Annotated in this window: 6 protein-coding genes; all 6 read left to right on the forward strand. The window is 28.8% G+C overall.

Annotation, left to right across the window (positions count from 1 at the left end; all coding sequences use genetic code 4):
• Positions 1-168: 168 nt before the first annotated feature.
• The 6 genes from V3249_RS02000 (at position 169) to mip (ending at position 14,727) form a co-directional block, all read left to right on the forward strand.
• Complete coding sequence (locus V3249_RS02000; RefSeq protein WP_341517651.1) at positions 169-6,129, forward strand: SGNH/GDSL hydrolase family protein; 5,961 nt, start codon at positions 169-171, stop codon at positions 6,127-6,129.
• A 526-nt stretch (positions 6,130-6,655) separates the two neighbouring features.
• Entirely contained in the window at positions 6,656-7,576 is a 921-nt protein-coding gene (locus V3249_RS02005) for a Cof-type HAD-IIB family hydrolase (RefSeq protein WP_341517652.1), read from the forward strand.
• A gap of 3 nt (positions 7,577-7,579) precedes the next feature.
• Positions 7,580-8,665 carry a nicotinate-nucleotide adenylyltransferase gene (locus tag V3249_RS02010; protein ID WP_341517653.1) on the forward strand — a complete coding sequence of 362 codons (1,086 nt, stop codon included), beginning with the start codon at positions 7,580-7,582 and terminating at the stop codon, positions 8,663-8,665.
• Positions 8,646-9,305, forward strand: coding sequence for a 5'-methylthioadenosine nucleosidase (locus tag V3249_RS02015; RefSeq protein WP_337902655.1), 660 nt, complete (start codon positions 8,646-8,648; stop codon positions 9,303-9,305). Before V3249_RS02010 ends, V3249_RS02015 begins: the two co-directional genes overlap by 20 nt.
• A gap of 924 nt (positions 9,306-10,229) precedes the next feature.
• Positions 10,230-12,332, forward strand: coding sequence for a putative immunoglobulin-blocking virulence protein (locus tag V3249_RS02020; protein WP_337902656.1), 2,103 nt, complete (start codon positions 10,230-10,232; stop codon positions 12,330-12,332).
• Position 12,333: 1 nt separating this feature from the next.
• Positions 12,334-14,727: an Ig-specific serine endopeptidase MIP gene (mip, locus tag V3249_RS02025; RefSeq protein WP_337902657.1), complete on the forward strand. Its 2,394-nt coding sequence runs from the start codon at positions 12,334-12,336 to the stop codon at positions 14,725-14,727.
• Positions 14,728-15,207: the final 480 nt, after the last annotated feature.

The raw sequence follows: 15,207 nt of genomic DNA on the forward strand, positions 1-15,207 counted from the left end.
CTGAATTTCTTCTACTAATTTTCAGAAAAAATAATTATCTAAGTTTTTTTAAACTTATTTAGTGTATAATTTAATTTTATTTTCTAGTTTGCTCCTTAACTAATTGGACCAATCTAATCGATTTTTATTAAAAAAATCTAGAAAAACAAAAAGAAGCGGGGTAAAATAATGAAAAAAAGTATCTCAAAACCTGATTTTTCTAAAGCATTCAAAATATTTTTGAGTTTTAGCACCTTATCTTTAACTATTTCTGGAATTACTTTAATTGGTATAAAAAATCGCGATAAAACCGATCAAATTAACATACCAATTACCCACTCAGTCCAAGAAACTGAAGAGCTTTTGGATAAAATTAATTATTTATCATTAGGTGATTCAATTTCTGCTGGTTTTAACTGGGATTATTCTTTTGATGTTAGAGGTATGCTTGATGAAAATAATCAAGTAAAAGGACTTTCGTATCCTGCCTTTTTTGCTAATTTTATTCAGAAAGTTAATCCAAACGCCCTTAAATCGTTCGATAATTTGGCACTTTCTTGAACAACAGTCACAGATTGACTATATTTACTCAATCCTGAAAATGAAAAATACAAAAATTCAGACAAAACACATTTTCGTTTCAATTATCATCTAGACAAAAAATTAAATTCGCCATATGGAAAGCAAATTCGTGAAGTTTTTGATGACTTTTCGGCAACAAGTTTTCCAAAACTCCACAAAAAAATCCAAGATTCAAATTTAATAACTCTTTCATTAGGAGCAAATGATTTAATTGAGTCTATTGATTTTCGTGTAATTGCAAAACCATTGCAAAAACTTGCCACAAAAGCTGAGGCAAGTTTTGAATTTATGCAAAATATTGAACTAGCTTACCAAAAAATTTACAGAAATTTGCTAGCCTTAGTTGAAAATTTGCGCAAAATCAACCCTAATGTTCGAATCGTTTTAGTCGGTTATAATTCCTTGACATCAAATATTGTTAAATTTTTTGAAAAATTACTAACAAATGAAATAGGTTTGCCCGAAAATTACGCTAATTTAGCAATAAAACGACTAAATTCAACAATTAAACAGGTTGCCAAAGTTCAAAAAGTTCAATATGTTGACTTGTATAATGAAAAAATTTGACAAGAAAATCCAACTGAGTTTGCAACAAAAGAATTAGATATTCACCCTTCGACAAAAGGTTATAAAAAAATGGCCCAAGACCTCTTGTTCAAACTTGCTTTGGAACAAGATATTTTATTTAAAAACGAAGAACACAAAAAATTAGGCTGAGATAAGGATTATATCGAAAAAGATTTAAATAATTACCGTCGTACTTTAAATATAGCATCAAATTCACAAATTCTTGAGGCCTTAAGTCTTGAAGGCTCAACTGATAAGTTTATTTCTGAGACCTCTAAGATTGAAGAAAGAACGACTGCAGATATTCAAAAAACTGAAAAATCACCGCTTGAAAATTTTGTAAATGTTATATTAAATAATAATTTTGGTGATTTTTTAAGCCGTTTTGTCCAGTTAGGACTCCAAAATAATCCAGGCGTGCAAAAAACTTTAACTGATTTTTGAAAGGAAAATCAAAAAGCTGGCGCTTCTTTTGCCCAAATTTTGCAAAAAATTTTCTCAAGTGGCTTTTTTAGTCAAATAATTACGCGCTTTCAGACTTATGTTCAAAATATTATTGACACCCAAGACTGACAAAAGGCAACAATTTCTGATTTAGTTAATCAAATTTTTGCCGGCTTTAATGAAAAACAGATAATTGATGTTTTAAATACTGTTGTAACTTCTGAATTTGCTAGCGAAAATCCTGAAAAAACTAAAGAACTAATTTTTGCTTCTATTTTTGGCCAAAGTTTAGTTCAGGATCTTATAATTAATAATATTATCAAACTTGATGTTGCATATAAAGATAATTTAAAGGTAGTTTTTACTTTTGACTCAATTAGAAAATTATTTACAAAAATAATTACTGATTTTCAGCTTCGCACAAAAGACTATAAAAATTCTGCCAGTTTTCAGCAAATAATCCAAACTTACCTTGAAAATCCTCAAAATGACGCGGATAATGTTAGTTTTATCCGTAATTTTATCTCTGAAACACTAAAACATCATGAGTCTGTTAAGGTTCTAGTTGGAATTATTAACGATAATTTTAATTTTAATTTGTCTAAAGATGATCAAGATTCGCTCACTGATCTTTTAGTTTCGCTTGCTGATGTTATTGTCCGAACAAATGTCTGAACCAAATTGAATGATATTGCTGCTAAAAACTTTTTAGAAGTTATTAAGAAATCTGATTATAAAAATATTGAGAGCATTTCATCAATTTTTGCTGACCAAATTTATACAAATTACACATCTTTTTTTAAAGATTCCAAAAATTTACTTGATTTATTTCATGAACTTTTAAGTTTTGAGCTAAGCAATAATCAAATTGAATCACTTAAAAAATTACTTAATAAATTTTACCCAATTTTAACAAAATTTGACCTAAGCAACTTTATTGATACTTCTTCGCCAAATTATGCTAGTTTTTCCTTTCTTTTTGATTCGGTCAAAGATTTTTTAGTTTCAAATTCATTCAAACCTTTATCAGATATTGTAAATTCTGCAATTAATGATTTTTTGATAAATAAAAGCCAATATAAGCGAATTGATGATTTAAATCGTTTTGGTTTTCAGTTTTTAGCTAATAATTTGCCAAAACTTGAGGAAAATATTTACGATTTCCTTGCAAAAAATGTTAAAAATGAAGAGTTTTTAACTAGTCTAATTAATTTAATTAGCAATTCGCTAAGTGAGCAAGGTCTAAAACCTACATCGGTTAAAACTTTTTCGGAAATTATTAGGCTAATTTTTGAGGATTTTTACGCTAAATATCAAATTTGAAAAGATGATAAAACAAGTCCAACTAACAACTTAATTTTTGCTTTTGTCAAAGGCGCAATAAATACTTTTGAAACCTTTACAAAATCAAATTTTAGCCAGTATGACTCACTTAAAACTAACCTTGAATCGGCAAGAAAAGCAAATAATGAATCAGAAATTCAAGAATATTCAGCAAAAATCGCACTTCTTGACCAACAACTTTCATTTCAAAATTTTTCTAGTTATTTTCTAAATAATTTTTTTAGCCAGGAGCAAATTTATAAACTTTTAAAAAGTCTTGCTAGCCTTGATTTTAAAAGCAAAATTTCAACTCAAGATCTGCTTTTATTTTTCAAAAACCTTTTTGATCAATCATTTTTACATAAACAGTTAATCGAAAAATTAAACCAAAATAGTTTTTTTAACAAAGAAAAAATTCAAAAACCACTTTTAAATATTTTATCTAGCTTCTTTGAATCTTCAGAAGTTGAAGCATTACTTTCAAAACTTATTGATTACTTTTTTGACGATAAAAAGTTTGAAGAAAACCCTGATTTTAGTTCGTTAATTCAGAATTTTATTACACAAAACTCTGAATTAATTGAAAAAGTTTTTACACTTTTTTTAGGAAATACAACAACTTGAGAATCAATTTCTCAATTTTTACGGGCAATTTTGGATGAATATAAACTAAATTTAAAACCAGAATCTGTTAATACAATTTTAGAACTTGTTCGTGATTTTTTGACAAAACTAAAGGATTCAATTCTAAGTATTCAAAAAGAAACAACAATTCAACCGCCGTTAACAATAAAATCAATAATTACTATTATTCTTGATGCAATTTCTAATAATCCAACCCCTAATAAATCGGTTATTGAGACTTTATTTGATAGTTTTAGTGTTGATATTGCAAATAATTATTATTCTTCAGAGGCAACAAGCAAACAAAATCAAAGTAATCTTAATCAACAAAAAATTTCTTCATTAATTGCCGAAGTAATGAAAACTCAGCCTATTTCAGAACAAATTAAATCAAGTTTATCGAGCATTCCAGATGAATATCGTGAAGATATTGCTCCAATTTTTGATTCATTTTTACAATCTGATGGACTTAAAGATTTATTTAATTCCTATTTTAAAATAGTTGCAAAAGCAAAAATTAATAAGCCATTGAATAATTTATCGTTAATTAAGTCTTTATTTGAAAAGCAATATTTTAATAAAATTATCGGTGAATTTATTGTTCAATTAGACGAAAAAAAGAATAATCTAATAGGCAATTTTACAAAACTATCAGAAAAAATTTTTAAAACTGAATTTGAACAGACAGAATTTGAATCTTTTTTCAAGTTAATTAAGAAAATAATTAAAAATAATATTGATAGTTATTACGCCAATGAGCCAGAATCAATAGATATTTTTTCAGATCAACCTCAGCAAATAAATGTAAGTCAAGATATTTCTGATTTTGAAATTAAAGCTCAACCATTTAGCGATTCTGGTTCTGAGCAACAATCTCCAACTTCATCTTCAACAGAAACACAAAACCAAAATTCAGTCAAAAAGACAGCAAATTATTCAAAAGAAAATGCTTTTTTAACAAAAATTATAACTGTTTTGACTAAATTAACTAGCGGTCAGTTTTCTACTTCAAATTTGAATTCATTATTAGAAACCGAGATTGCAAATGAAGAGTTTATCGTTGAACTAGTCAAGCAAATTGGAACAGTTTATAGTGAAATTGAAGAGTCAGAAAAAAATAATATTTGAGATATATTGACCAAAATTTTTAAATCTAAATTTTTCAAAGAAAAAATCGACCTATTAAGCGTTGGAAATATTTCCAGTTTTTCAATCTTTAGCGGTCTGTCAGAAGAAACCAAGAAAAAAATTGAGCCAACATTTAAAAGTTTGTTGTTAGAATTTTTACCAAATTCTGCAAACAAACTTTTTATTTTTCGAATTTTAGACTATATAAATAAAAATCAACAATCATTTAAAGATGTAAAAACATTTTCAGCAATCTTAACTAAATTTTTAGGCGATGATAAAAGTAATAAAACTACCGATCAAAGCCAGAGTTCGCAAAAGCAAACTAATAGCCAATTTTTGAAGGCCTATTTGTGACATGTGCTTGATTTTTTAGTAAAAAATGATGGATTTTTAGATATAGCCGTTGATATAATTGCCTCATATTTAAACTTAAATTTAGACAGCAGCAACCCAAATTTAACTAATAAAGTTCAAAAACCAAGAGAGATTCCTAAAACTTTTTTAAAAGAATTTATTGGTCTTGGCTTTGATAATCCTTTAATTTCTGATATTTTAGATCAAATGTTAAATGCAGTTAAAACTTTAGATTCAAGTAAAGAAGCATCTAGCTTTTTCAGTGCTATTTTTAGTAAATTAGATTTTGCAAAATTAATTAATCTTGATTTAGTGGTCAAAATTGAACCAAAAATTAGCGTCGATGACTCAACAGGTCCAAGTCAAAAGGAACAAAAAGAACTAATTGATGAAAAAAATTTAACATTAAACACACCAACTGGACAAAAAATATCAACTAAAACACTCGCTGATTTCTTTGATTTAATATTTTTAGCCTCACCGGACTGAGATAAGACAAAGGAAAATCACGCTTCGCCAATTTTAAAAGAATTAAATCATATAACTTATACTGGAATTTCTTTTCAGGATCTTTTTACATCAAATAAAAAAGATCCTCAGCTTGAAGCAATTTCAAAATTATTTTATAGAATTTGATACTCTGAGGGCACAAGTTCTAATAGAATATCAATCAGCAATTTTAAAAATTCATCAAAAGGAAGACTCCTTTATAGACTGGCGCTAATCCTTCTTTTTTATACTTATGAATCTAGGATTTCTAAAGATTGGTTTAGAGACCAATTATTTTATGGTAGTTTTTTTTCGTCCTGGAAGGCTTCTGAAATAATACGCGCCTCATTGCACAATGGAAACCAATCTAAAGTAAGCAATTCGAGGGATAATGAATACAAAAAATTTATTAATGACATAATAGGGAACCCTGCCGAATCCAAAAGTTGATGAGGGGGAACGAATTGATATACTCCTTCCAACGTAAAGCTAAATGACATGATTACAATGATTTATTATAACGCTAACGATAATCGATTTTTTAGCCGCACAAAGCAACCTAAATTAAAAGACCAAATTTTGCAACAAATCCATGATGGAACTTATCCTGATAATTATACAGACCCTAAAAAATAATATATTAGTTGAATAAAACTTTCATTAACGAGGTTTTTTCTATCAAAAAGTTTACGAATATTTTTCTATCTTCAAGTCATTTTTTATTATAGTTACGAGGAAATCCACTACTTGAATTTTTTCATCAAAATTTTGTCAAAATTAGAAGAATCCTTCTAAAATCGATTGTTTTTCTCACTAAGTTTATAATTTCTTTCGAAAATTTAGTTTTCAAAACAAAAAATTTAGTAAACAATTAGTTTTGTTTTTTAAGTGGTTGAGAGTAGATATTAATTTACTTTTTAGAAAATCCTAAAAATTTCCTAAAAAGCCAAAGCAATTCTAGCAAACCTAAGAATCTAAGCAAAAACCGCCTAAATTATAGCTAAAATTACAAATGTTTTAAGAATTTATAATAAATTTAAGTTAAAACTTAAAAACAATAATTAAAGCTAATTTACTAATAAGAAAACATTATTTGATATTTTAAAAATTGTATCGGTATAAAATAATAATATCGAGTAAATTTATGGTATAATTTCACAAAATGAAAATCTCAAAAAATCGCTATCTTTTTGTTCTTGATCTTGATGGTACAGTGCTTTCTGATAGTGCAAATTCTGAAATTCATCCCGATACTGAATCAGAAATTAAGCGCGCTGTTGAATTAGGGCATGTTGTTTGCATTCTGACAGGAAGACCCTGAAGATCAACAAAACCAATATACGAAAAATTAGGTCTAAATACAATTGTTGCTAATTTTAATGGCGCTTATATTCATAACCCAACAGATTCTGAATTTATTCCAACAATTAATTACATAAATTTGAACGACATTTTATATATAATCGGCGACAAACGGGTAAAAGCTGAAACCTCAAATGTTGCAATTGAAGGACCTGGATGAGCTAAAATCAAAAAACGCGATAAACAATTAGAGCAAGTTTTTGGATTTGACCATATTAAAAATCTAAAACCTGGTCTAAATTACAATAAAATACCCTTAAAACCGACTTGTTTAATTCTTGATACAAAACCAACTACAAACATAAACGATTTTAAATCATATTTAGAGCGACGCTACGGTGATCTAGGTGAATTTTCGGCTTGATCAAAGGGAGAAAATCACACATACGTTTTTGATATGACCGCAATTGGGGTTAATAAATCTAAGGCAGTTTCAATGCTTTCACGTTATTATAAAATTGACTTAGAAAATATAATTTCAATTGGTGATAGTTACAATGATATTGGTATGTTTGAAATTTCAACAATTTCTGTTGCAATGGCAAATTCGCCTCAGCAAGTAAAAAAGCATGCAACCGTTATTCTTAAAAAAACAAACAAAGAAGGTGGAGTTGGTGATTATATTCGCCGTTTTTTAAAAAATCCTGTAAAAGAAATTCAAAAATCAAAAAAACTTAAATATATGCGTTCAGCAGTTACATTTGAAGCAACCGAGTATTAAAAAATGAAATTAGAAAAAATTGCAATTTATGGCGGTTCATTTAATCCCGTTCATAAAGCTCATATACAAATTGCAAAAAAAGCAATCGATTTTTTAAATTTAGATATGCTTTTTTTTGTACCAAATTACATAAATCCGTTAAAAAATAATAAAGAAAACAACATTGATCCCGCATTTCGTTTTGAAATGCTAAAATTAGTTCAAATTGAAAAAACACAAGTTTGTGATTATGAAATTAAAGCAAAAAAAATTAGCTACACAATTGAAACAGTAAATTATTTCAGACAAAAATATCCTAATGCAAAACTTTTTTTAATAATAGGTTCAGATAATCTTGCCTGTTTTAAAAAGTGGAAAAATTACAAGGAAATTCTTCAAAAAGTCCAACTTGTTGTTTTTAATCGTAAAAATTATCCTGATTTAGGAAATGTTAAGCGTTATAATGCCTTAATTTTGCCAACCCAGCTGCCCAATTTTAGTTCTTCACAAATAAGAAATGGAAACTTTTTTGGCCTTGATCCAAAAGTAAATGCTTTTATTGGTGCTAATTTTTTATATGCTAATTCAATTCTTAAAGGTTTTCTTGGCAATTCAGACCGATTTATCCATTCAAAAAATACCGCCGAACTCTCTAATGAGTATGCTAAAATTTATGGTCTAGATTCAAAACAAGCTTATTATGCTGGCTTATTTCATGATTTAACCAAAAAATGAACCAGGCAAGAACATATTGATTTTCTTAAATCCCAAAAAATTGATGCTAGCGATCTTCAAGACTATGAACTTCACCAACTTTCGGCGTCAATTTGATTAAAAAATGTTTATTTACTACCTTTTGAGCAAATAATCCGCGCTATTTCTTGTCATACAACCCTTTGTTTTGAAATGTCATTATTTGACAAAGCAATTTATGTCGCCGATAAATTAGCCCGCGGACGTCGATTTTCAGGTATTCAAAAATTACGCGACTTAGCAAAACAAGACTTAAATAAAGCCTTTAGTCAACTTGTAAGAATGTCCAAAATTGAGCATGAAAATATGAAAAACTCAGCCAATCAAATGAAACTATATGAAAAACATCAAGATTAAAACCGCTATTTTTTATGCTGATAAGCAAGAACAAGTAAATTTAGAGTTACTTGGTGCAAAATTTATAAAAAATGTTAGTGTTTTAGACCTAAATTTTCCAGTTTATGAATATAAAAATATTTATTTTTTTTATATTCATTCGCAAATTGGCTTAATTAATTCGGCTATTTTTGCCCAGACAGTTGCAGTAAAATTTTTAATTACTAATATAATAAATTATGGCGCTTGTGGTGGAAGTTCATCAATTGATTTTTCAAAAATGAAATATCAATTGATATTTCCTAAACGTTTTTATTTACTTGATGCAAAAACACCTTGATATCAGCCAGGCCAACTACCATTTGAACCTAAATTTTACGAGAATAATTTAATTGCTGCTCAAAATTTTAATTTAGGCTCATCAAATAGTTTTATTTTTGAAGAAAATCAAGTAAAAGATTTTCAATTTGTTGATTTTTTTGATATGGAATCATTTTCTTTTGCTCAAATAAGTGCTAAAAATAACTTGAATTTTTATTGTATTAAATATTTGAGCGATAAAATTGGCCAAAATCTTGACATTTCCCAAATTAATTTCAACATAAAACAAGGCGCTCAAAGTGCCGCTAAATATGCCTTAGGTCTTCTTGAGAAAATCTAAAAAAATTTATTTACTATTAATTACTAGAAAAAATTCGGAAAACTAGTTTCTATCTATGATTTTGATTTTTGTTAATTTTTTCTAACATTTTATTTTGAAAAATCTGAAAAGATAATTTATCCCAAATAAAAACTTGTACTTTTATTTGGAAAGCAATAGTTACATTTTCAAAATTTTGACCTTCTGACTTTCCCAGTTTGATGGCAAAAATTATTTTTTAGTGAATATAAATATGTAAAAATACCGGTAAATTCGGATTTTTTGACGCTAAAATCTTAATTTTTATAATTTTGAAATTAGCCCTTTGAAAAAAAAAAAAAAAATGTTTGGTTTAAAAAAATTTTAGGTTATAATAAAACTCACACTAAGAATAAATTAATAAATTTTGATATTGAATTAGGGAGGACTTAATTATGTTTTTTGTCTAAAAAACTAGTTATGCGAATTTTTCATTATATTTTTAAATATGATGCAATGTCATAAATTTGACCGTTTAGAAATCTATAAATTTATGGCTTTTAATTATTGTTCTTTCAAAACTTCATATATTTTTTTAGGCTCAATTTAAATAAAAACGAGTTTTCTATTTGCATTGAGTTTAAATAGTAGTTGAATTTTTCTTTCATGAGTGTTAGATTTAAAATTTAGTTTTTTTCTTGATAGTTATTTTTCCTGAGTTTGCCAAAAAGTTAAAAAAGTCCATAAAACCCGACGCTTTTTTAAGATTATCTCATCAAACTGGGAAACTGGGATTTATTTTTGTCTTCAACTATCGATTTGAATTGTTTCATTTTGACACATTTTTAGACCAGCCTAAAACCAACATACTAATTTATAATTTATCTAATTTTACATTTTTTTGCATTGTCTCATTTTTTATAGTAAAATTTATCTCATGAACAATTAGAAAGGGTGACCCTGATTATGAGATTGAGTATTTTACCAAGAGTTTCAAAACGAAAACAAACAATTTTATTAGTAACAACCCCTGCCTTAATTGCAACTTTAGCTATTGGATTTACCCAACAATTAAATCCTTATACAGGTGAAATTCCTAGACCTCAAATAGTTTTTTCTCCCCAAGATAGAAATGAAGTTCTGAAAGAACCAGAAAAACCAGTACAAACTGAAATCGCAAAACCGGAAGTTACTAAAATAGATGTTCCCAAACCAGTTCAACCAGCAGAAGTAGAAACACCAAAACCAGAACCAAAACCAGTCACATCAACCCCTAAAAAAGCAATAATAGCACCGATAAATCAACCTAGAGTCGAACCTAGACCAATCCCTCGTGAGGAGCCAAAAGTAATTAGTCCATCACAAACGCAAGTAAATTCCAATCTTGAAAGATTAAAAGCAATTGCACTAGCGCGATATAGTCAAGCAATCGATAATTCAATCAAAGAAGCAAAAGCAAAAATTGCTGGATTTCAACAAGAAATTGACGAAATTAATCGTATTTATGATAACTATTTTGACGATCCGCGCTACAATCGCGATCTTAGGTCAACTAAAGTCGAGTGAGAAAATTTTCGTATCCAAAAATTACGAACTTTTATTGGTTCAAATGCGCCTGCATATCAACTCGAGCGTACCCAAAGCGATCTAAAAATACTTGAAGAGCTAAAACAAACAAAAAAATCATTTAATCAAGAAGAAATTAAAATGCTTTTGCGCGGAATGCTGCCTTCGGTTGATTCACCCTATGTTTGAGGTTATGAAAATGAATCTGATAATCCTGTGCTAAATCGACTAAAAGAAGCAAATAAAAAACGGCTAATAAATATTCCTTCATGAGCTTCACGAACTCCGGGAACAATTTCTGACCTTAGTTATGAAGGTTGAGACCGAAGTGATATTTCTAGTCAATTTAGCGGAATTGATAATTCACTAGGAAATTCAGTAAAAATTTATAATTATACCCCTAATGATAAAAATGAGGACAGAGCTAATCGCCAACCACTCAAAGTTATTGTCCTTGATGCTAATGATAATGATGCATTTAAAAAATTTCAGGAAATTTTAACAAAAGTAATCCAAAAAGATAGTAAAATTCAAGCTGTTGTTCTTAAAAATGTCGGCGATAAAAATTCTAACCAAAACGTTGAAAATATTTTAAGTTCAATTCCATCTTCAATTAAAAAGTTAACGCTTTTCCTTGATAATTACAATGCAACAGCTAATTTACGTCCTTTAGAAAAAATCAAACTTGATGAACTTGAACTCTATTCAAATATTGATGCATTATCAGATAACTGGTCAATTAATCCAAATGCACTAAAAAACATTGATTATATTAGTTTTGATTATAATAATGCCGCAACTTTTCATAAAAATTATCCTGGTGAAAAAATACCTGGATCAATTGTTTTTAGCACTTTAGCCTGAGATGCTCATGATACAATTCAAACTGTTGACGAAGGTCTTTCAATTGTTTTTGACTCAAAAGTTTATCAGCGAATTTTCCAAGGATCTCACGGAGGTAAAGGCGGTCATCCGGTTAATCTTGATTTTTCACGGGCAAAGAACATCAAATCACTCAAAGGTTTAAGTCTTGAAAAATACGATAAAATCTGAAATGAACATGTTAAAAATTGAAAAGATGATCCTTATGCAAACGATGATTTTACCGGATTTCGTCCGATAAAATTTAAAAAATTAATTTTTGGCCTTGATCAAACTAACAATTTTGTTGCAAAATGAGACGATTTTAACGGTGGACAATTAAGTTCACGACTAACCTTTGACGAACCAGGTGGAGCCCAAATTGAGTTTCGCGATAATAGTGGCGCCCAAACTTCAAGCCCAATAGCCATCTTTTTATCTGGAACACCAAGCGGAGATGCAATAACTGAAATTAGCGCTTTTATTAGAGCCGCAAATTCACGTAATTTATTAGTAAATCATCTTTATGTTGAAAATGAATCAGTTTTAAAACAGGTTGGTTCACAAATTGGTTTTGTTCAAGTTTCAGTTAAAAACGTTGGACAAAACAGTGTTCAAGATGGATTCTCAGGAGATGTATAAAATGAAAATTAAATTTTTATTTCCACTTTTATCTGTTCCATTTTTTGCAATCGCTTGTGGTAGCAACCAACAGCAAAAACTACCTTCAGAACAAAATCAACAAAGTCAAAAAACCCCTCCAACTGAAGGAAATTTTTCGAGTTCGCCCGAAACTGAGTTAGTTTTCCAAAAAATTAATTCAAATTTTGAATCACTTTTTGGCCAAAAATCAGAAAACGAGTTTAAAAAATTCATTTCTGAATCACAAAAGTCAGTTTTTCAACTTCTTGATAATAATGTTAAAGATTTAAGTAAAAAACAGGAAAAAATCAACCAAATTAACAATGTTTTTAGCGCTCTGGAAAAAATTGCAAAACAAACTCAATACGACCTTGAGGTTCAAAGATCCACAGCAACACTAACCTTAGGCGCGCTTAAAGATATTTTTAAAGAAGAAAAACCAATCAATCAGCAGCCGCCTAATAGCCCCCAAAACCCTCAATCATCAGAAGAACGTGATAAAAAAATTGCTGAATTAATTAGTAATTCTCGTCCTTCTGGTCAAAATTTTAGTCGTTTTTCCAGTGATGGCAAGCGCACAATTTTGGATCAATACGAAAATGATTTTCCCGAAAAAGAATGAGATTGGTATCGTATAAATTCTACTTTTAGCGGCGGTGGTATTGGTTTTGGATCTAAAAGTGAACTTGAAAAAAAGCCCGAAAATTTTCCAAAACAAAAGCCTGAAACTATTGCAAAATTAAATCAAAAAGCAAAAGAATCAAACCAACCTTTATTTGAAAATGCACAATTTCGCCTTTTTTCCTTACCGGTTTTTGATGATAATGGAAATACAAATAAAATAAAATTCAATACTTACGAGGCAGGATTTAAAACGCCGGCTTGATGAAAATCTAGCGAAAATTCTGACTATACTTTTGGTGGTCCAAATCGACTTGGTTTGCCAAGAAAAATTGTTTCTGAGGATTATAGGAAATTAATTCCAAATGTTGTTTCAATAAAAATCGAAAATTTAGTCGCACATGAAGCCCACCCAAGTCATAACAACAATCCATTAACGCGCACAAATTTTTTCTTTGGAACCTTAGGAATTTTAGACTACCAAATTCCGCAAAATTCATCCTATCCACTAAAATGATTCTTTTTAACTAACGCTCACGTTGCAAATAATTTGCAAATTGCCAATGATTTTCATGAAGGTAAACATTATGGCCGTGATTTTTCAAATTATAATGATTCTGATTTACGTTTAAATACACAAAGTATAACTCTTACAAAATTAAAACAAAGTGTTCCTTTAAATACAATTTTGCCAACCTCAAGAAATGCCTCAACTGGAGATGAATTTTATAACACAGTTAAACTTGATATCAAAGAAAACAATGGCAAAATTTACAATACCGGCTGAGAATCTCCAGAATCAGTGGGACCTGTTGACCAAACAAAAGTCCGCCAAAAACCAACTCAAAGTATGAATGTTAGAACTATTTTAATGGGTTCTGATGTTTTTAAATTCAAACCTAGCGATTTTAGTGATCAACAAGATCTCCAGAATGTTGATGATTTTCTTGACTTTGCAATAATTGAAATAAATTTCAATAATGAGTGAGAAGCTAAACAAATTACTGAAGAATTTTATAATAATCACAAATCAAATTCACTAAAAATTTCCGAATTTAATCCGTTTAATTCAGATCAATATTCAAATCTAGAAAAAACCCCTTTTTATAGTTTAGGTTACCCAGGTTCAAAAGGCGACCCTACTATTTCTCAAAACGATTATCCAACCGATTTTGCACTAAAAGATTACAGCGTTTCGCCTTGGATTAATAAAAATTTCCGTCTTTTTAATTCTAGAAACGAAAAAGATCCTTTAATTAATGGCGGTTCGGAATTTTCTTGGTCAAGATCCTACCGTAGTTTTGTAAATATTCCCGGAATTAGCGATTATTTTATAAGCGCACCAGTATTGGCTAAATCTTTTACAAAACTCGATTATTTTGACCAAACCGATAAGCAACGTAAATCCAAGAAATATTTAAATGGTGGTCTTGGAACTGTTATTGATAATTATACTGCAAGCGGTGGTTTATCTGGTAGTCCTGTTTTCTTTAAAGATGGTCAACTTTATTCTGTTGTTTATGCCTCAGACTCACAAGCTTCGGCAAATTTAACATTAAATTTGCGTTCTTATGGCTATGATTATAAAGGTTATTATGGCAAATATAATCTTCCTAAATATGATTTAATTTATGGCGATGCTTCTAGTGATGCTCAGCAGCAAAAATCTTATTGAAAAGCCCTTTCAGAACTTTATAAAAATCAAAGTGATTTTAAAACTAATTTATTTCCAGAAGGTCTAGGCACACAAAAAGATGTTTTTGCCAAAAAATAGCTTCTAAATAAAGCTATTTTTTTAATTTCAAGGCAAAAAATCGTTAGTCAAAATTTAGCAAATTAGTCATCTTAATTGTTTTAGTTTTAACAATTTTGCTTAGTATTTTGGTTTAATTTAGAAAAAATTAACAAAAGTGGTGCAGCCAAAATGATAGATAAAAACTAGTTGCCTGAATTTTTCTGCTAATTTAAATAAAATGACCTTTTGAGTTTGAACTAAAGGGTCATTTATTATTTTAAATTTAGCCTTTTGTAAAAAAAAAAAAAAATGCTTGGTTTAAAAAAATTTTAGGTTATAATAAAACTCACGCTAAGAATAAAAGAATAAATTTTTGATATTAGAATTAAGGAGGACTTGATTATGTTTTGGCACAATAAATTTAGATAATGCCATTTTTTCCATTATGGCTTTAAATATAATGGAATGCCTTAAATTTAACCGTTTAGAAATCTGTAAATTTAAGGCTTTTAATTATTG

The organism is Mesomycoplasma ovipneumoniae, from assembly GCF_038095995.1.
GTDB classification, from domain to species: Bacteria; Bacillota_I; Bacilli_A; order Mycoplasmatales; family Metamycoplasmataceae; genus Mesomycoplasma; species Mesomycoplasma ovipneumoniae_F.